Below are 18,938 nucleotides of genomic sequence, written 5' to 3' on the forward strand. Positions count from 1 at the left end.
GTGTTGTCTTCTGCGGCTTCTCGCAGGCGACGAGTCGCCACAAATGTTCGCGCGACTGGCTCAGGCGCGCAGGTCGGGGAACACCTCCGCTGCGAGCGGCCACCAGAACAGGTGACCGCACAACACGGCATACTCCTCCGGGGTGACCCATCGTGTCTCGTGGATCCCGTCGTCACCATCCGTCAGCGGTGGCCGCACGTCGTCGAGGCGCGTCCGGTACACCTGCAAGAACGGCACCTTCGGGTCGATGACATTGTCATCCTGTCGGGGCGTGAATCGCTCGTAGCCGCAAGGGAATACGCTCGAGTGACGGAGCCTGAGCCCGGTCTCCTCGAAGGCCTCTCGCACGGCGTTCTCGACCGGCGTCTCGTCCGCCTCGCGCCACCCGCCCGGCGACCCCCACTCGGCGCGTCGGATGCTGTGGACGACGGCGAAGTCACCCCGCCGGTCGCGCACGAACACCATCGCCGCGAAGACCTTGTCCGCCGAGATGGGGTCGTCCGACGCCACCAGGTCGACATCGCTGGACCCGTTCGGAAAGGGCACGTCGAGAAGCCGCGCGAGCCCACGGTCGCCCTTGCGCTTGCGCAGCCGCAGCCCCGACGCGTTCAGCCGGCGCGTCAGGTCGGGGCCGTCGGTCGGGGTGGCCCCGGCGTCGACGACGTGCTGCCAGCGCTCCTCCGGCACGTCGTAGTGGTCGCCGTCGAACGCCCTCGGGTGCAGTCCTGCCGCACGCGCCACGATGTGCAGCTCGTCGTACGACAGGTCGCTGACGAGATGGGCGAAGAGGCGACCGTGGGCGGGCCAGATCGGCTGGTCGATCCACACGGTCACCCGGCCAGCCTAGAACGGAACGCCTGAGCTACCGCAGCGACGCGACGGCATACCCGTTGCTGCGGGTGCTCACCTCGGCGGCATACGCCTCGGATCGGTTGTAGGACCACAGCGCGGCACGCCACGGCCCCGCCTGGCGCAGGTCGCCGCCGACCGCGCACAGATAGCGCGTCGCGGCGAGCGCGGCGTCCGGCGGCGCGAACGGGTTCGCGACGCCGTCGCCGTCCGCGTCGGGCCAGCGCCACCCACGACACGGTGGCACCCCGGGTTCTCCTGCGCGAGCCGGAGCTCAGCCGAGCCGTATGCCGCGAGCGCCGTCTCGGGGATCCCCACCTTGGGTGCCATGCAGGCGGCCCACGGCCGCACGTCGAATCGGCTGCTGTCCGGGCGCCGCTGGGCAGCGGGCTGCCGCCCGGCTGGCGTCTGGGGAGCGGTGCCCGGAGCGGCAGTCTTCTGCTTGTTTGCGCCGGCAGGCGACGCTGCGCTCGCGACCGCTGGACACCTCGCAGTCGAGGAAGCCCGGGGTGGCCACGCGGCCGGGCCGCAGGTCCTGGGCGCTACGGCCGGGCCTCGCGCAGTCTCGCGCAGCCGGGGCGACCCACCCGGCCCGGCGGGGTGAACGACCGACGCCGGCCCGATGAACGAACGGGTTTCCACTCTCGCGGCTCGGTCCGGCCCCCTCAGACGGGCGCCTGCCTGTGGATGACCTCGGACGGCGGTCCGCGATCCCGCCTAGCCTCGAGCCACCGAAACCAGCCGGGCCGTCGCCGCCGCTCCGGCGCGACCTCAAGGAGTGAGACCTATGACCCGTTCAGTCGTAGACACCGACCGGATCGCCGCCGCTGCCGGCGACATCAACCGCCTCGCCGACACGATCACGTCGAGCACCGCCGAACTGCGCGGACGCCTCGCCGGGCTCGGCGCCGACTGGCAGGGCCCGGCCAAGATCGAGTTCGAGCGCGTCATGCACGACTACCAGCGCATCCAGACCCAGATGACCGAGTCGCTCGCCGAGATCGGCCGCCTGACCCTGAAGGCCTCGGCCGCCTATGCGGAGCAGGAGCAGGCCACGAGATCGCTGTTCCTGCGCTGAGCCCGCCTGTGCTGCGGGTGCCGAGCAGCGCGAAGGGCGGCTCCCCAGACGGGGAGCCGCCCTTGGCGGTTCGGTGCAGCGTGGCGACCGGAGCGGTGGGCTCAGAAGCCCATGCCGCCCATGCCGTCCATGTCGCCGCCACCCGGCATGGCCGGAGCAGCCTTCTCGGGCTTGTCGGCGATGACGGCCTCGGTCGTCAGGAACAGCGCCGCGATCGAGGCGGCGTTCTGCAGCGCCGAGCGCGTCACCTTGACCGGGTCGATGATGCCAGCGGCCAGCAGGTCGGCGTACTCACCGGTGGCTGCGTTGAGGCCGTGGCCGGCGTCCAGGCCGCGGACCTTCTCGGCCACGACTCCACCCTCGAGACCGGCGTTGATCGCGATCTGCTTGAGCGGGGCCTCGGTCGCGACGCGCACGATGTTGGCACCGGTGGCCTCGTCGCCGTCGAGCTCGAGCTTGTCCAGCGACTTGGCGGCCTGGATGAGCGCGACGCCGCCACCGGCGACGATGCCCTCCTCGACGGCAGCCTTGGCGTTGCGCACGGCGTCCTCGATGCGGTGCTTGCGCTCCTTGAGCTCGACCTCGGTCGCCGCCCCCGCCTTGATGACGGCCACGCCGCCCGCGAGCTTGGCGAGGCGCTCCTGGAGCTTCTCGCGGTCGTAGTCGGAGTCGGACTTCTCGATCTCCGCCTTGATCTGGGCGATGCGGCCCTCGATGGCGGACCGGTCGTCCTGGTCCTCGACGATGGTCGTCTCGTCCTTGGTCACGACGACCTTGCGGGCCTTGCCGAGCAGGTCGAGCGTGGCGTTCTCGAGCTTGAGGCCGACCTCCTCGGAGACGACCTGTCCACCGGTGAGGATGGCGATGTCACCGAGCATGGCCTTGCGGCGGTCGCCGAAGCCAGGGGCCTTGACGGCAACCGACTTGAACGTGCCACGGATCTTGTTGACGACGAGCGTCGCGAGGGCCTCGCCCTCGATGTCCTCGGCGACGATGAGCAGCGGCTTGCCCGACTGCATGACCTTCTCCAGCAGCGGCAGCAGGTCCTTGACCGAGCCGATCTTGGAGTTGGCCACGAGCACGTAGGCGTCGTCGAGGACGGCCTCCATGCGCTCGGTGTCGGTGACGAAGTACGCCGAGATGTAGCCCTTGTCGAAGCGCATACCCTCGGTCAGCTCCAGCTCGAGGCCCATGGTGTTGGAGTCCTCGACGGTGATGACGCCTTCCTTGCCGACCTTGTCCATCGCCTCGGCGATGAGCGAGCCGATCTCCTCGTCAGCGGCCGAGATCGAGGCGGTCGAGGCGATCTGCTCCTTGGTCTCGACCTCCTTGGCCGAGTTGAGCAGCGACTCGGAGACGACCTCGACGGCCTTCTCGATGCCGCGCTTGAGGGCCATCGGGTTGGCGCCGGCGGCCACGTTGCGCAGGCCTTCCTTCACCATGGCCTGGGCGAGCACGGTCGCCGTCGTCGTGCCGTCACCGGCGACGTCGTCGGTCTTCTTGGCAACTTCCTTGACGAGCTCGGCGCCGATCTTCTCGTACGGGTCGTCGAGCTCGATCTCCTTGGCGATCGAGACGCCGTCGTTGGTGATCGTGGGGGCGCCCCACTTCTTCTCCAGCACGACGTTGCGGCCCTTGGGGCCGAGCGTCACGCGGACGGCGTCGGCAAGGGTGTTCATGCCCCGCTCGAGACCGCGGCGCGCCTCTTCGTCAAACGCAATGGTCTTGGCCATTCGGGTGGTTCCTCCCACGCGAATCGAAAGGTGGTTGGCCGCATGCCGCCCGCGACGGACGGGACCAGACCCCTCAGCTCATGTCGCTGCGGGACCCCAGCCCCTCGGCATACGGTCCGTATCTGTCACTCCCGCACGGAGAGTGCTAACGCCATTATTGGCACTCTCCCATGGCGAGTGCAAACGCCCGTCCACCCACCATGACGTCGAGGTATGCCGCCGCGCCGGGTCGGGCGCGTCGCGCTGGGTGCGCTCGGGGTCAGGCGGGCGGCCGCGCGGCGAGCGCCTCGGTGAGGCGAGCGGCATACTCGGCAGCCTCCGCGTCGGAGGTGTAGGTCGTGCGCGGCCAGAAGAATCCCCGCAGGCCGTCACCCTTGGTGCGCGGCACGACGTGGACGTGCAGGTGCGGCACCGACTGGCTCACGACGTTGTTCATCGCCACGAAGCTGCCCGTCGACCCCAGGCCCGCGACGACGGCTCCGGCGAGGCGCTGGGCCGCGGCGACGAGGCCGGCATGGAGCGAGGCGGGAAGGTCGAGCAGCGTCTCGACGTGCTCCTTCGGCACGAGCAGCACGTGCCCCTTGAACACCGGCCGCCTGTCGAGGAAGCCGAGGAAGTCCGGCTCGTCGAGCACGACATTCGCCGAGACCTCGCCGGCCACGATGGAGCAGAAGACGTCGTCCACGGTCCCAAGGCTGCCACGCGCCACTTCCCGACCACCCCGCGGTTCGAGGTATTTCATCGCACGTGTATCGCGCGACGGGATACCTCCAACCAGCCGTGCGGGTCAGCAGATGACGCCGAGGAGGCAGCCTGAGTCGTTCTGGGTCGTCGTGGGCGAGGGCTTGCCGGTCGGTGGCTTCGGCTTGTGCCTGCCCTTGCCGTTCGTCGACGTCGGCGACGGGGCTGGGGTCGTGGCCGGCGCCTGGGAGGTCGCTCGAGGGGACGTGGCGGGCGGCGCGGGACGGGGCGCGGTGCGGGTGGGCACCACCGACGGCGTGGCCCTGGCCGGGACCACCGTCGCCGTCGGCGCGCCCTCCGTCGCGCCGGCACCTGCAGCCGACGGGTCGGCAGACGTGGACGCGTCCCAGCCGCTGACCGGCGGCGCGGGAAAGACGCCGGCGATCGCCTGGTCGCGCCAGCTCTCTCCTGGCCAGAGGGCGACGACGACCGCAGTCAGAACGGCGAACGCCGCGAGGGCAGCCGCCACGACGAGGTCCCGTCGTGGGTTCGGACGGTGACGCTGCGAACGGCTCTCGATCGACATGGTCCACAAAAATAGACGAATCGGACCAGCCGTGGGTCCGTGGGCCGGGCGCCACTACGGTGGGTCCATGCGTCATGAGACGTGGATCACACGGCTCCGCCCGACGGGTCCGTAGCCGTGAGCGCCGGCTTCATCGAGGTCGCCGACCGCGTCTTCGTCGCGCGGTACCCACAGTGGGACGTCAACGTCGGGCTCGTGCTCGGCCGCGACGGGGCAGTCGTGGTCGACACGCGCGCCAGCGACATCGAGGGCACCGAGGTCCTCGACGACGTCCGCCGCCTCGGTCGGGACCTCACCGTCCGCCACGTCGTCAACACCCACGTCCACTTCGACCACACCTTCGGCAACCTGGCCTTCGACGTCGCCACGATCCACGCCCACGACAACGTCGGCCGCAGCTATGTCGCCGACGCCGAGCGGATCAAGGCAGCCTTTCGGGCCGACCCTGGCGACGGCCCCGAGATGGGGTACACCGCCAAGGACGCCGCCGAGGTCATGGCCACCCAGGTGCGCGGCCCCGACCGGACCTTCGCGACGAGCGCCACGATCGACCTCGGCGACCGCGTCATCACCATGACGTATGCCGGCCGCGGCCACACCGACGGCGACGTGGCGGTCTTCGTGCCGGACACGGATGCGATGTTCCTCGGCGACCTCATCGAGGAGAGCGCACCGCCGTCCTTCGGCGGCGACTCCTGGCCGCTCGACTGGGCGGACACGCTGACCTCGCATCTCGTGTGGCTGGCCGACGCGACAGTGGTCGTGCCGGGACACGGCCTTCCGGTCGACACGGCGTTCGTCACGCGCCAGCGGGACGAGGTCGCGATAGTCGGCGACGTGATCCAGGAGCGGCAGTCCGCCGGCGTCTGGCTCAAGGACGCTCTCGCCGAGCCGGACGCCCGGCTGCCCTACCCGGTCGAGTGGCTGCAGCACGCCTTCCGCCGCGGTTACGAACAGCTCGCTGCCCGCAGCCTCTGACTGGGACGTAGCGCTCACTCGACCAGAGCCCCCCACCCTCCCCGTCGAGTGGGCGCCCCGTCGCCAGCCGCGTCCGCTGCCCTTTTCAGGTCGAGTGGGCGCCCCGTCACCAGCCGCGTCCGCTGCCCTTTCAGGTCGAGTGGGCGCCCCGTCGCCAGCCGCGTCCGCTGCCCTTTCAGGTCGAGTGGGCGCCCCGTCGCCAGCCGCGTCCGCTGCCCTTTCAGGTCGAGTGGGCGCCCCGTCACTCCAGTCACGTGACGGGTGGGTGCGCGACGGGTGGGACCGGGCGCTCACTCGACCAGATCCGGAAGGGCCTGCCCGCGCCGTCACTCCCCGCGGCGTTCGCCTTCGAGCACGCGGACTTCGGCAGGTACGAGCCACCACAAGGCAGCGGGTCGCCTAGAGTCCGGCTGGACCCAACGACGCGAAGGACGTGCCGTGCCAGACCTGCCGCCCAGTCTGAACCCGACCTCCCAACAGCCGACCACCGCCCCGGTGGAACGGCTCTCGTGGGTCGCTCGCGCCCGGAGGAGGGCACTCGACGCCGCCGCCCAGCGGGTGCACGACAGGATGGCCGCCTCAGGCGAGTCCGGCTTCTCCCCGTCGTCGGCCGGGCTGTTGACGTTCTGCGTGCTGGTGCTGGTCGTCGCCGTGGTCTGTGTGGCGTGGCTCGTGTGGGCCACCTTCCAGCCGAAGAACGTCATCGGTTGGATCGCAGTCGTGCTCGCATGGGTTGTCGTGTACGAGATCTTCCCGCGGCGCGAGCACGCTGACGTCCGCGAGCTGCCCTCGCAGGACTTCCCTCAGGTCGACAGGCTGGTGCGCGACCTCGCGAACGGAGTCGGAGTCGCGCCCCCTCGCGTCATCGCCGCCAGCATCGAGTTCAATGCGGCGGTCGCAAGCCTGCCTTGGCGCCGCGGCAGCATCCTCGTCATCGGTCTGCCCCTGTGGACCTGCCTGCCGTCGGAACAGCGGGCCGCCTTGCTCGCCCACGAGCTCGGCCACCTGCGTGGACGGGACACGCTGCGCGCCAGGATCGTCGCCGGCGCGCATACGATCCTGTTCGGGCTCGCAACGATGCTCACCCCGCTGCCGAGCGACGCCTACTCCGAGTTCTACGCGGACTACCCGAACAGAGAGTCCTCACAGGCCTTCAGCAACGCGATGGGTTCGGCGATGCTGCGCATCGTCTCGCTGCCGTTCGTCGGGCTGCTCCTCGTCTTCGAACGCCTCGCGGCGGTGGAGAGCCAGCGGCGCGAGTACCTCGCCGACCTCAACGCCGCGCGCGTTGCCGGCACCGACGCCACCGTTCGCCTTTTTGCCAGCGTCACGAACCTCGCCGGTTTGCACACGCTCGCCGGCGCCGCCGTGCGACGTCGCGAGGACCCTTTCGCCGTCCTCGAGCAGGTTGCAGCTCGGCCTGCTCTGACCGGGTCGGAGGTGGAGGCAGCGCGACAGAGAGCGAGGGCGGCCGAACGTCGCTGGGACGACACGCACCCTCCTGACGACCTGCGGATGAGCCTCCTCCTGGTTCGCCCGGTGAGCCCGTCGACGGCAGTCCTCGACGCGATGCCAGGGGCCGTCCGGGAGCTCGCGGCTCTTCGTCCTGAGCTGGCGGGCCAGCTGAAAGCGGACCTCCTCGAGCAGTACGTGTCCTGAGACCATCCACGGCACCTCAGAGTCGGGGAGCTCTTCGCGCACCACGTCCACGGAGAACTCCCGGACCCGGCCGTCATCCAGCATCCACGGCACAGGCCGGACTGCATCGACGAGGCGAGCCGAGCCAACCCCTGCTGGCCAGCAAGCGCGCCAATGCGGCGGCCGTACGGCACGGGTCGAGGGCATGGACCCACCCCACGCGCACCGTGACCCCGCCCTGCACCGCAGTATCGACGTCACGGAGAAAGTCCAGCCACGCAGCGGCCGCCGTCTGGTGCACCCAGCGACCGTCGAGCTCGACGGTCGTTGCGAACTCCTCGTAGTCGACATCTCGGAACGTCACTCCCCGACGCACGACGACCCGCCGCTGTCGCCGAGCGCGCGGCAGTCCGTGTCGGCGCTCGACATCGACGAGGTAGCGCTGCTCCAGCACCGACATCGCGCCCTCGGCGACGTCGCGCAGCGCTGCGAGAAGCACCCGGCGTCGCGGCAGTCGACGACGCCGAGCCAACGCCTGCCGAAGTCGCTCGGCCGTGGTGCGCCTTTCCTGACATGCGTCAGCGAGCAGGCCGATGGCACCCCGGTCCGACCGGGCCCGAGAGGCCACGTCGAGCAAGGCCTCCTCCAGACGTAGGCGCGGCGGGCTGAGGTGGGCCTGGACGACATCGTTGAACCCGACACGCCGCGAGACGACAACCCCCGGCGGCGCTGAGACGCGGCGGCGGTGGTCGACGACGACGTGGATCGGCTCGTCACTGACGACCCGCAGCGGCGCGGACTCGCTCCGCATCCGGTGCGCCCGCAGCGCGGACTGTCCCGCAAGCGCGGCCGGTGCATGGAACAGGACCGCGGCCCAAGCGCGCTGGAGCCACGTCAGCGGGCCGGTGTGCGAGACGTAGATGCCGTCATGGACCCGCGCCCATTCTCGCCGCCGCACTAACCTCGCGATGTCGGAGTCAGTCAATCCGCAAGCGAGAGCCTGGCCACGGGAGACGACACCATCCTGTCCCGCCGCGAGATCGTCGAGCCGGGTCCGGTTCATGGACGCCAGCATCACTGCGCAGGACCGAGCAGACACCTCCGCTCGCCGCCACTGTGGACGAGCAGCCGCTGTCGCCAGGGGATGTGCACAGCCGCCCGGCGAGGGTCGGGGAGTTCCTCAGGCACCGGCTGCGTGAAGGACTCCCCGAGGTGGAGGACGACGCGCGCACTCCGCTAGGAACGGTGCGCGGACGGGAAGGCGTCGGACCACGAGCGCAGTGCCAGTCCCCCGTCCGCCGAGCGGTCGACAGAGGTCGCCGCGAGCAGGCCGTGCACGACCGCGCGGGCGACGCAGTCGGCCCCGGCCTCCATGAGCAACGCGAGCTCGGCGGGGTCCGGGGTGTCGCGCGCGCCCGTCGCGAGTGCAAACAGCGTGTCGCCGTCGAAGAGTGTGTGAACGGGCTTCAGCGCACGGGCGAGACCATCGTGTCCGACGCCAGCAGCCTTCTGGCACTGGGCTTTCGACAGCGTCGCGTCGGTCGCGATGACGCCGATGGTCGTGGCGAGCCCAGGTACACCGGCGGCCCGGTCCGGCAGCTCGGCGGCACGCGCGCGAGCCTCTTCGAGCTCGGACTCCGACGGCCACCCGACATGGTCGAGCTCGCCCGGCAGACCCAGCCCGACGGCATACGGCCGGCCCGTGGCCTCGTCGACCGCAGACCCGACCGCGTTGACGACAACGAGCGCGGCGACACTCGTCCCGGAAGGCAGCACGACGCTCGCGGAGCCCACACCTCCCTTGAACCCGCCGACCTTGGCTCCCGTGCCGGCGCCGACATTCCCTTGTGCCACAAAGGATCCCGAGGCAGAGCCGTATGCCGCTCTGCCGTCAGCCGCGCCCGGACGGTGGCCCCAGGTGCCTCCGCGGCCGAGGTCGAAGAGGATGGCCGCGGGCACGATGGGCACGACGCGCTCCGCGTCGGGCGGGTCCGCCATGGGCCAGCCCAGCCCGTCGGCGAGCAGGCCGTCCATCACGCCGTCGGCCGCGGCGAGCCCAAACGCGGAGCCGCCGCCGAGCACGACGGCGTTGATCCGGTCGACGAGGTTGCGCGGGTCGAGCAGGTCCGTCTCCCGGGTGCCGGGGCCACCGCCGCGTACGTCGACACCAGCGACCGCGCCACCTGGTGGAGCCACGACCACCGTCACACCTGTCAGCCAGCCCCGCTCGTCGCGTGTGCAGTGCCCGACTCGGATGCCGGCGATGTCGACGAGCGAGTTCGTCGGGCCCGGGACCGCAGGACCGGTGGCCGCGGCATCGTCAGGCCCGGAAGGGTTGGTCGAGGCTAGGTCCACGAACCGACCCTAGAGCGGCACAGCGTGAAAGCGGGTCACGAGGGGTCGCGCAGGTCGAACTCCATCAGTCGACCGGGCGAGCTGAACCCGAGCCGCTCGTAGAACTCCTGCGCGCGTGCATCCGGGGCGTTGAGCCGGATCCACTTCACGTCGGTCGTGCGGGACCACTCGATCATCGCCTCGGTGAGCGCCCGGCCGACCCCACGGTCGCGACAGGCGGGCGCGACGAACAGGCCGCCGACATGCAGCCAGCTGACGTCCTTGCGGCCGGGCCACGGCAGCGCCCGGATCCGCCTCGTCTCGAGGATGCCTGCGTGCTCGCCCCGGCTCTCGGCGATCCACGTCGGGCGATCCGGCCGCTCGGCCAGCCACGCGTCGACGAAGCGGTCGAGGTATCCCGGCTCGGACGGCATACCGAGCTCGCGAGCGAACTGGAGGTGCAGCGCTGCGACGACGAACGCGTCGTCGGCCCCCGCGCGGCGGATCAGCACCTCGGCCATGTGGGAAGTGAACCACTTACGGGTGAACGAACAGGCCGGATCGCCTACAGATGGCGCCAAACCGGGCCGAACCACAGCCCCGCAGGTCAGACGTTGATGCCGAGGCGCCGGCTGGTGCGCGCCCGCTGCCGGCTCGCCCGCATGCGGCGCAGCCGCTTGATGAGCATCGGGTCGGCCTCGAGGGCGTCGGGGTCGTCGAGCAGCGCGTTGAGGACCTGGTAGTACCGCGTGGAGCTCATGTCGAAGAGCTCCTTGATCGCCTGCTCCTTGGAGCCGGCGTACTTCCACCACTGGCGCTCGAACGCCAGGATCTCGAGGTCACGGGGCGTCAGTCCGCTCGGCTCGTGGCCGGGCGACTGGGCCGTGGCGTGGTCTGTGCTCATGTCCTCGTCTCGCTGAGGTGGTGCTGGTGTCTCGTCGGCCGCGTTGCTCGAGTCGGTACTGCGTGCGGTGCTGGGTGAAGTGCTGGAAGCGGGGCGGCGTGGCGGGTTGCTGGTTACGAGGGGTGGCGTTGGCTCCGCTCTCACCCTAGACCGAAATAACATCGGTGTCATTCAGCTCCGCGCCTCCCCACGGGGGTGTCGGACGTTCGTGCGGGCCCCTTTGCCCCACCTGTCACAGGCGTCTCACGAGCCCCGTGCTGGGCGCTCCCGACAGGGGTCCACGCACCGGAGCGCGTGGACGTCACGCCATCGTATCCAGGATCGCGTTGACGTCCTCCTTGGTCGTGTGCGGGTTGACGATGGCGAACCGGGTCAGCGTCTCACCGCGGAACGACGTCGGCACGACGAACGCGAACTCCTGCGCCAACAGCCGGTCGGTCCAGGCCTGGTAGTCATCCGGTGCCCAGCCGAGACGCCGGAAGACGACCACCGACAGGTCGGGCTCGCGCACGGCTTCGAGGTACGGCCGCCGTGCGATCTCCTCGGCCGCGAACCGGGTCACCTCGAGCGTGCTCTCGATCGCCTCGACGTAGGCGTCGGTGCCGTGCACGGCCAGGGAGTACCAGAACGGCAGGCCCCGAGCGCGGCGGGTCAGGCCGATCGAGTAGTCGGTCGGGTTCCACTCGGTGGACTTGGTGATGACGTCGAGGTAGCCGGCCTCCTGCGTGTGGGCGACGCGTGCCAGCTCCGGGTCGCGGTAGAGCAGCGCGCAGCAGTCGAACGGCGCGAACAGCCATTTGTGCGGGTCGACGATGAACGAGTCGGCGTGCTCGATGCCGGTGAACAGGTCACGCACCGACGGCGCCGCGAGGCCCGCACCGCCGTAGGCGCCGTCGACGTGCAGCCAGATCCCGAACTCCTGGCACACCTCGGCCACGGACTCGAGGTCGTCGACGACGCCGAAATTCGTGGTCCCGCTCGTCGCAACGACGGCGAAGAACGTCTCGGGTCCGTACTTCTCGAGGGTTCGCCGCAGCTCGGTGCCGGTCATCCGCAGCTCGTCGTCGACCGAGACGCCGCACACCTCGGCATCCATGACGGCAGCCATGGACACGACGGACGAGTGGGCGTTGTCGGTCGCCGCGATGCGGAACGGCCGTGGGGCCGCGCGGTCGGTCACGCCGCTCTCCTCGTGGTCGGCCACCGCACGAGCGCGAGCCGTATGCCGTGCCACCACGAGCGCGGACAGGTTGCCGACGGTGCCGCCGGGGACGAAGACGCCGCCCGCCGAGTCCGGCAGGCCTGCGAGATCGGCGATCCAGCGCAGCGCCTGGTTCTCGGCGTATACGGCGCCAGCGCCCTCCATCCAGGAGCCGCCGTAGATCGAGGACGCGCCGACGACGACGTCGAACGCGGCGGCCTCACGCGTGGGCGCGCACGGGATGAACGACAGGTAGCGCGGGTGGTCGGTCGACAGGCAGGCCGGGGCGAGCGTGTGCTCGAAGAGCTCCATGGCCCGCGTCGCGCCGAGGCCCGACGGAGTGATCGTCTGGCCGGCAGCAGACTGGAGATAGTCCTCGGTCTGGGCGCCGTCGAGCGGGATCGGGTCCATGAGCAGGCGCTCCCGCGCGTAGCGCAGGACCTTGTCGACGGCGAGGTGGTCGGCGTCCTTGTCGAAGCTGTGCACGCAGAGACTCTAGGCCCTGCCGGATCGCGGAACGCCCGCCCAGGCTCTCGTCGCCGGCTCCCCGCACGCCCCCGGGTCGCCGCAGAGGCACGTACAGCCCGGTGCACGCGCGGAACCCGGCGCCGGGAAGGGCGTCGACAGGGTGCCGCGCGGCATACGTCCTGTCAGTCGACCCGTACGACAGCGCCCAGAAGGGCGCCGCGCAGCTCGTCCGCGGAGTTTGCGATCGCGCTCGGCCGGACCCCGTGCAGAGCCTCGGGAAGGCCGGCGCCCCACGTGACGGCGATGGTGTCCATACCGGCGGCCTTGCCCGCGAGCACGTCGACGACGGCGTCACCGACGTATACGGAGTCGTTCGAGGACCGGCCCATCCGCTGGAGGGCGAGCAGCAGCGGGGTCGGGTCGGGCTTGTGCCGCTCGGTGTCCTCCATGGCGACGAGCACCTCGACGAACTCGCTCAGCCCGAGCAGGTCCATCGCCTGCTGGGCCGACTCGCGGCGCTTCGAGGTCGCGACGGCGACGTGCACCCCGGACTCGGTGAGGTCGCGCAGCAGGTCCCGCACCCCGTCGTAGCCGCGGATGAGCCGCTCGGTGTTGTCGGCGTTCCAGGCGAGGTACGTCTCGTAGAGCTCCTCGGCATGCTCGGGCGAGTGGTCGTGGAACGCACTGATCAGGGGTCGGCCGATCCACGACCGGATGACGGCGGGATCCTCCTCGCGACCGAGGATGCTCCGGAAGGCGTGCTGGTACGACTCCACGATGAGGTTGATCGTGTCGGCCAGCGTCCCGTCCAGGTCGAAGACGGCGGTGGTCCAGCGGGGTGAGGTCACCGAGCGAGCCTAAGCCCACGAACGCGGTGGCCCCGACCGCCTCCCATCAGTCGAGCCACCGTCCAGCACGCATGACGCGGGCCGGGCGGGCGTCCTCTCCGACCAGGAGCAGGTCGGCCCGCGCGCCCGCGGCCAGCACGCCGCGGTCGGTCAGGCCCAGCGCTCGGGCCGGGGTGCGCCCTCCGCAGCGGGCGGCATACGCCAGCGGGACACCGGCGGCGACCGCACGGGCGACGATGTCGGCGACGTGGCTCGTGCCGCCGGCGATCGACCCCGGCGACGTGCCGTCGGGGTTGTGGGTGAGTCGCGCGACGCCGCGCTCGACGACGACGGACAGGTCGCCGAGGACGTACGCGCCGTCGCCGACCCCAGCGGCTGCCATCGCGTCCGAGATGAACGCCACCTGCCCCGGCCCGACGAGGTCGAGGACCGTACGCATCGAGTCGTCGGACAGATGGGTGCCGTCCGCTATGAGCTCGAGCGTGACCTCGCCGCGCGCGGCCGAGCGGAGCAACGCGGCGACCGCGCCGGGCTTGCGGTGGTGCCATGGGTCCATGCCGTTGAACAGGTGCGTACCGATGTCCGCGCCGGCGGCCACAGCCTGCTCTACCTGCGCAAACGTCGCCGTGGTGTGCCCGACCGCAGCGTGGACGCCGGCACTCGTGAGCCACCGGACGAGGTCCAGACCGTGGTCCCGTTCGGGCGCCAGCGTCACCTGGCGGAGGTGCCCGCGCCCGACGGACAGGAGGCGCTCGACCTCCTCGAGGCTCGGGTCCCGCAGCAGCGCCGGGTCGTGCGCCCCGCACCGCGCCTCGGACAGCCATGGCCCCTCGAGGTGAATCCCGTCGACGATCCCGTCGTCGGCGAGCTCGGCGAGCATCGCGACTCCGCGCTCGAGATCGCGCGGGCTCATCGTGACGAGGCTCGCGACGACCGTCGTCGAGCCGCGCTCGTGATGGTGCCGCGCGGTCGCCGCGGCGGACTCGTCACGCAGGTCGGTGAACGCCGTCCCGCCGCCGCCGTGGCAGTGCATGTCGACGTATGCCGGCACGATCGTCTCGCTGACGACCTGCGCTTCGGGCGGTGGTACGGCCGTGCGGCCGAGTGGGGTGACCGCGGTGATGCGGTCGCCGTCGGTGCGCACGACGACATCGGGCAGGACGGAGTCGCCGACGAGGGCCGGGCCGCGGAGCGTGACGTTCATCGGCCCGATTCTGTCGCATCCCCCACCTCAAGTGGCCCCGCCACCCCACCAGCCCCACCTCGAGTGGCCCCGCCACCCCACCCGCCCCAGCTCGAGTGGCCCCGCCACCCCACCCGCCCCACCTCGAGTGGCCCCGCCACCCCACCAGCCCCACCTCGAGTGGCCCCGCCACCCCACCAGCCCCATCGGTCGTGTGACCGCGGGGCCACTCGAGGTGATGGGCCGGCGCGCACGGCGGTACCTTGTGGTGCGTGTCTGCGCGACCCCTGAGCGAGCTCGTCCACCCGACGTGGGTCCCGGCGCTCGAGCCGGTCGCTCCGACGATCAGGTCGATGGGCGACTTCCTGCGCGCCGAGCTCGTGGCCGGCCGCGGGTACCTTCCGGCCGGCCCGGCCGTGCTGCGAGCGTTCTCCCGACCACTGCCCGACGTCCGGGTACTCGTGGTGGGGCAGGACCCGTACCCGACGCCAGGCCATCCGGTCGGCCTCAGCTTCAGCGTCGCTCCTGACGTCCGGCCGGTCCCCCGCTCGCTGCAGAACATCTACCAGGAGCTGGGCACCGACCTCGGCCTGCCGACGCCGGCCAACGGCGACCTGTCGCCATGGTTCGAGCGCGGTGTGATGCTGCTCAACAGAGTGCTCACCGTGCAGCCCGGCAAGCCCGCCAGCCATCAGGGCAAGGGCTGGGAAACGGTTACGGACCAAGCGATCTCGGCGCTCGCGTCACGCGGTGGTCCGCTCGTCGCCATCCTCTGGGGCAGGCAGGCGCAGTCGCTCGGCCCGTTGCTCGGCGGGGTCCCTCGCATCGAGAGCGCCCACCCGTCACCGCTGTCCGCACGGTCCGGTTTCTTCGGCTCGCGGCCGTTCAGCCGCACCAACCAGCTGCTCGCCCAGCAGGGTGCTGCACCGATCGACTGGAGCCTGACATGACCCAGCCCATTCCCGGCGCACCGGCCGGCCGCATCTGGGCCCGCTTCGTCGCCATCGGCGACTCGTTCACCGAGGGCATGTGCGACGACGACCCGACGCTGGCGCACGACGGGGAGTATGCCGGCTGGGCCGACCGGCTGGCGGCTCACCTGTCGCTGTTGGCGAGGGCGGACGGGCAGGACTTCGGCTATGCGAACCTCGCGGTCCGCGGCCGCAAGCTCGCCGACGTGGTCGGGCCGCAGCTCGACATGGCCCTCGCCCTCGAGCCCGACCTCGTGAGCATCGTCGGTGGCGGCAACGACATCCTGCGGCCCAAAGCCGACCTCGACGGTCTGGCAGCCCGACTCGAGGACGCGGTCGCGAAGATCCGCTCCACCGGCGCCGACGTCCTCATGGCCACGCCCGTCGACCCCGCGGATGCCCCGCTGGTCAAGGCGACTCGTGGGCGGGCCGCGATCCACACGTCGAACATCTGGAGCATCGCCCGAAGGCACGGCGCGCATGTCATCGACCAGTGGGGCCTGCACGCCCTGCGCGACTGGCGGATGTGGGCCGAGGACCGGATCCACATGACGAGCGAAGGGCACCGGCGCGTCGCGCTCGCCGCCCTCGAGGCACTGGGCCACCCGAGCGAGGACCACGACTGGACCCGACCGCTCGACCCCGCGCCGCCGATCAGCCGGCGCGAGGCGCTGCAGGCCAACGCCCAGTGGGCGCGTGAATACGTCGGCCCGTGGGTGCACCGGCGGCTGACCGGACGGTCGTCAGGCGACAACCGCCTCGCCAAGCGCCCCGACATCACCCCGCTCGACTGACCTCTCCGTCCCCTCGCCTCACTCGTCTCGGGCTGCGGGGGCCGCCGAGGAGGGGTGCGGCATACACCTGCTTCATCGGAACTCGCCGAGTGCACCCTGAAAAAACCACGAGAATGGGCGATTTGTCCTCTGGCGCGCACGAGCCCGGCGATGGAAGTCTCTCCCTCGGGCTGCGCGGGGAACCGTAGGCCCATCCATCAACCAGGACGTGCGACCTCCGAACGGGGTCGCACGTCGCGCGCACCGGCGGCAACACACCGCCGATCGAGGAGGATCCGTGCGAAGGACGTCAGTGGGGCTGCTCAGCCTCGCGCTGGCAACCGGGGTGGGGGTGACCATCGGAGCACCCTCAGTGGGCGCTGCGCCGGCGGTCGCGCCCGCGGTCAAGGCGGCAGACCAGCAGCCGCAGTCGAGTGACGAGCTGTCGAGCCCGCCCGAGACGAAGCGCAGGGCGCTCAAGGAGGAGGCCCTGAAGGAGGTCATCTCCGGGAAGGTCAAGCCGGAGAAGGTGGGTAAGAGCACCGTCGCCAAGCTCGCCAAGGGCACGGGCGGCGGCGGCAGCGACGAGTACGTCGAGCTCAGCCGCGAGGGGACCGACAAGATCTTCGTCATCCTCACCGACTTCGGCAACGAGCGTGACTCGAGGTACCCCGACCAGGACACCGACCCGAACACCCCTGGCCCGTTGCTGTTCGACGGCCCGCTCAACAACCAGATCCCACAGCCGGACCGGTCCGTCGACAACTCGACGAACTGGAACGCCAACTACAGCCGCGAGTACTTCCAGAACCTCTACTTCGGTGACGGCGGGACGATCGGCGAGGGTGGCGCGCAGGAGACCGTCAAGCAGTGGTACGAGCGTCAGAGCTCAGGCCGCTACAGCATCAATGGCACGGTCTCCGACTGGGTCAAGGTCCCTTACAACCAGGCCCGGTACGGCCGGTCGAACGGGTTCCCGTGCGCGAGCAACGTCTGCACGAACACCTGGGCGCTCGTTCGCGACGCCGCGAACGTCTGGTACAACGACCAGATCGCCAAGGGCCGCCCCAAGGCCGAGGTGATCGCCGACCTCCAGTCCTACGACCAGTGGGACCGCTACGACTACGACGGCGACGGCAACTTCAACGAGCCCGACGGCTACATCGACCACTTCCAGATCGTGCACGCCGGTGGCGACCAGGCCGACGGCGACCCCTACTACGGCGAGGACGCCATCTGGTCGCACCGCTGGTACGTCAACCAGATCTTCAACGGCACCGTCGGCCCGGCCTTCAACCCGTTCGGTGGCTTCCAGATCGGTGACTCCGGTGTCTGGATCGGCGACTACACGATCCAGCCGGAGAACGGCGGCATGTCGGTCTTCACGCACGAGTACGGCCACGACCTGGGCCTGCCGGACCTCTACGACACCACGACGGGCGCCGACAACGGCGTCAACTGGTGGTCGATGATGTCGCAGAGCCGCCAGGCCGGCCCGAACGACCAGTCCATCGGCTCGCGTGGCTCCGACTTCGGCGCCTGGGAGAAGCTGATGCTCGGCTGGCTCGACTACGACGTCGTCGTCCCCGACGCTCGCCCGGTCAAGACCGAGCTCGGGCCGCACGAGTACAACTCCGCGAAGAAGCAGGCCGCCATCGTCGTGCTGCCGGACAAGACCGTCACCACCGACCTCGTCGCACCGGCGGTGGGCTCGAAGTCGTGGTGGAGCGGGCGCGGCAACAACTTCACGCACACCCTGTCGCGTGAGGTGACGCTCGGCCAGGGCGCCGCCACCCTGACGTTCCAGGCCAACTGGGACATCGAGGACTGCGGTCCGGACCCGTGCGACTACGCCTACGTCGAGGTCAAGGACGGCTCGGCTCCGTGGACCGTCCTGGCCGGCTCGATCACCAAGCCCAGCGAGGGCAACGGCATCGACGGCACGAGCTCGGGCTGGGTGCCGGCGACCTTCGACCTGTCGGCGTATGCCGGCAAGACGGTGGGCCTGCGCTTCCGCTACACGACCGACCCGGCCGCCGGCGGCAAGGGCTTCTTCGCCGACGACGTCAAGCTCGTGTCCGGCGGCTCGACGGTGTTCCAGTCGGGTGCCGAGTCGGGCGCCGAGGGCTGGACTGCCGACGGCTTCTCCGCGGTGGGCGCGACCATCGAGGCGGACTACCCGAACTACTACATCGCCTCGCACCGCGACTACGTCTCGTTCGACAAGTACCTGCAGAGCGGCCCGTACAACTTCGGCTGGCTCAACAGCAAGCCCGACCTGGTCGAGCACTTCCCCTACCAGGACGGCCTGCTCATCAGCTACTGGGACCTGTCGCAGTCCAACAACAACACGGGCGAACACCCGGGTGAGGGTCTGATCCTCCCGGTCGACGCGAACCCGACGCCGGTCAAGCTGGCCGACGGCACGTTCCTGCGGGCCCGCGTGGCCGGCTACGACGCGCCGTTCTCCAAGGAGAAGTCGGACTCGTTCGTCTACCACAAGAACGGCGTGGGCTACCCGATCAACGGTGCCGTCTCGCGCCCGCTCTTCGCGGACAACGCGCAGTTCTGGTTCGCCGACACGCCGTACACCGGCGTCAAGGTGCCGAACAACGGCGTCAACGTCCTTGTCGAGTCGCAGAGCGGCACGTCGATGACGATCAAGACGTGGCTGCGCTGAGGCGGATCCCGTCCTAGCAACACGTGAGGCCCG

The 18,938-nt window shown here is 70.6% G+C and carries 18 protein-coding genes; 6 read left to right on the forward strand and 12 right to left on the reverse strand.

What is annotated here, in order from left to right; genetic code table 11:
• Nucleotides 1-60: 60 nt before the first annotated feature.
• Nucleotides 61-834: a DUF4031 domain-containing protein gene (locus ACWEOW_RS01340; protein ID WP_452267339.1), complete on the reverse strand. Its 774-nt coding sequence runs from the start codon at nt 832-834 to the stop codon at nt 61-63.
• Between the two features lie 28 nt (nt 835-862).
• Nucleotides 863-1,096, reverse strand: a complete 234-nt coding sequence (locus ACWEOW_RS01345; RefSeq protein WP_452267340.1) for a hypothetical protein — start codon at nt 1,094-1,096, stop codon at nt 863-865.
• Nucleotides 1,097-1,636: 540 nt separating this feature from the next.
• On the opposite strand from ACWEOW_RS01345, the gene ACWEOW_RS01350 reads away from it, so the two are divergent.
• Nucleotides 1,637-1,927 (forward strand): WXG100 family type VII secretion target, encoded by a 291-nt coding sequence (locus ACWEOW_RS01350; protein WP_452267341.1) that lies wholly within the window; start codon nt 1,637-1,639, stop codon nt 1,925-1,927.
• Nucleotides 1,928-2,028: 101 nt separating this feature from the next.
• Here the strand turns inward: ACWEOW_RS01350 and groL are convergent, their stop codons facing one another.
• The 3 genes from groL to ACWEOW_RS01365 all read right to left on the reverse strand — a co-directional run bounded on the left by groL (nt 2,029) and on the right by ACWEOW_RS01365 (nt 4,927).
• On the reverse strand, nt 2,029-3,660 hold the full coding sequence (groL, locus tag ACWEOW_RS01355) for a chaperonin GroEL (RefSeq protein ID WP_452267342.1): 1,632 nt from the start codon (nt 3,658-3,660) through the stop codon (nt 2,029-2,031).
• A 259-nt stretch (nt 3,661-3,919) separates the two neighbouring features.
• Nucleotides 3,920-4,345 (reverse strand): HIT family protein, encoded by a 426-nt coding sequence (locus ACWEOW_RS01360; protein ID WP_452267343.1) that lies wholly within the window; start codon nt 4,343-4,345, stop codon nt 3,920-3,922.
• Between the two features lie 102 nt (nt 4,346-4,447).
• Complete coding sequence (locus ACWEOW_RS01365) at nt 4,448-4,927, reverse strand: hypothetical protein (RefSeq protein WP_452267344.1); 480 nt, start codon at nt 4,925-4,927, stop codon at nt 4,448-4,450.
• Nucleotides 4,928-5,044: 117 nt separating this feature from the next.
• Here ACWEOW_RS01365 and ACWEOW_RS01370 point away from each other — a divergent pair, with 117 nt between their 5' ends.
• Nucleotides 5,045-5,905, forward strand: coding sequence for an MBL fold metallo-hydrolase (locus ACWEOW_RS01370; protein ID WP_452267345.1), 861 nt, complete (start codon nt 5,045-5,047; stop codon nt 5,903-5,905).
• Between the two features lie 438 nt (nt 5,906-6,343).
• Nucleotides 6,344-7,564, forward strand: a complete 1,221-nt coding sequence (locus ACWEOW_RS01375) for a M48 family metallopeptidase (RefSeq protein WP_452267346.1) — start codon at nt 6,344-6,346, stop codon at nt 7,562-7,564.
• Nucleotides 7,565-7,637: 73 nt separating this feature from the next.
• Here the strand turns inward: ACWEOW_RS01375 and ACWEOW_RS01380 are convergent, their stop codons facing one another.
• The 7 genes from ACWEOW_RS01380 to ACWEOW_RS01410 all read right to left on the reverse strand — a co-directional run bounded on the left by ACWEOW_RS01380 (nt 7,638) and on the right by ACWEOW_RS01410 (nt 14,502).
• Nucleotides 7,638-8,606 (reverse strand): type IV toxin-antitoxin system AbiEi family antitoxin domain-containing protein, encoded by a 969-nt coding sequence (locus ACWEOW_RS01380; protein WP_452267347.1) that lies wholly within the window; start codon nt 8,604-8,606, stop codon nt 7,638-7,640.
• Between the two features lie 173 nt (nt 8,607-8,779).
• On the reverse strand, nt 8,780-9,898 hold the full coding sequence (locus ACWEOW_RS01385) for a P1 family peptidase (protein ID WP_452267348.1): 1,119 nt from the start codon (nt 9,896-9,898) through the stop codon (nt 8,780-8,782).
• Between the two features lie 35 nt (nt 9,899-9,933).
• Nucleotides 9,934-10,398, reverse strand: a complete 465-nt coding sequence (locus ACWEOW_RS01390; RefSeq protein ID WP_452267349.1) for an N-acetyltransferase family protein — start codon at nt 10,396-10,398, stop codon at nt 9,934-9,936.
• Between the two features lie 86 nt (nt 10,399-10,484).
• On the reverse strand, nt 10,485-10,781 hold the full coding sequence (locus tag ACWEOW_RS01395) for a DUF3263 domain-containing protein (RefSeq protein WP_452267350.1): 297 nt from the start codon (nt 10,779-10,781) through the stop codon (nt 10,485-10,487).
• Between the two features lie 301 nt (nt 10,782-11,082).
• Nucleotides 11,083-12,468: a pyridoxal phosphate-dependent decarboxylase family protein gene (locus tag ACWEOW_RS01400; RefSeq protein ID WP_452267351.1), complete on the reverse strand. Its 1,386-nt coding sequence runs from the start codon at nt 12,466-12,468 to the stop codon at nt 11,083-11,085.
• Nucleotides 12,469-12,632: 164 nt separating this feature from the next.
• Nucleotides 12,633-13,298, reverse strand: a complete 666-nt coding sequence (locus ACWEOW_RS01405) for an HAD family hydrolase (RefSeq protein ID WP_452267352.1) — start codon at nt 13,296-13,298, stop codon at nt 12,633-12,635.
• A 46-nt stretch (nt 13,299-13,344) separates the two neighbouring features.
• Nucleotides 13,345-14,502 carry an N-acetylglucosamine-6-phosphate deacetylase gene (locus ACWEOW_RS01410; RefSeq protein WP_452267353.1) on the reverse strand — a complete coding sequence of 386 codons (1,158 nt, stop codon included), beginning with the start codon at nt 14,500-14,502 and terminating at the stop codon, nt 13,345-13,347.
• Between the two features lie 251 nt (nt 14,503-14,753).
• On the opposite strand from ACWEOW_RS01410, the gene ACWEOW_RS01415 reads away from it, so the two are divergent.
• The 3 genes from ACWEOW_RS01415 (at nt 14,754) to ACWEOW_RS01425 (ending at nt 18,905) form a co-directional block, all read left to right on the forward strand.
• Nucleotides 14,754-15,431 carry a uracil-DNA glycosylase gene (locus ACWEOW_RS01415; RefSeq protein WP_452267354.1) on the forward strand — a complete coding sequence of 226 codons (678 nt, stop codon included), beginning with the start codon at nt 14,754-14,756 and terminating at the stop codon, nt 15,429-15,431.
• Nucleotides 15,428-16,246 (forward strand): SGNH/GDSL hydrolase family protein, encoded by an 819-nt coding sequence (locus ACWEOW_RS01420; RefSeq protein ID WP_452267355.1) that lies wholly within the window; start codon nt 15,428-15,430, stop codon nt 16,244-16,246. Before ACWEOW_RS01415 ends, ACWEOW_RS01420 begins: the two co-directional genes overlap by 4 nt.
• A 277-nt stretch (nt 16,247-16,523) precedes the next feature.
• Nucleotides 16,524-18,905 (forward strand): immune inhibitor A domain-containing protein, encoded by a 2,382-nt coding sequence (locus tag ACWEOW_RS01425; protein WP_452267356.1) that lies wholly within the window; start codon nt 16,524-16,526, stop codon nt 18,903-18,905.
• Nucleotides 18,906-18,938: the final 33 nt, after the last annotated feature.

Source organism: Monashia sp. NPDC004114, from assembly GCF_053603855.1.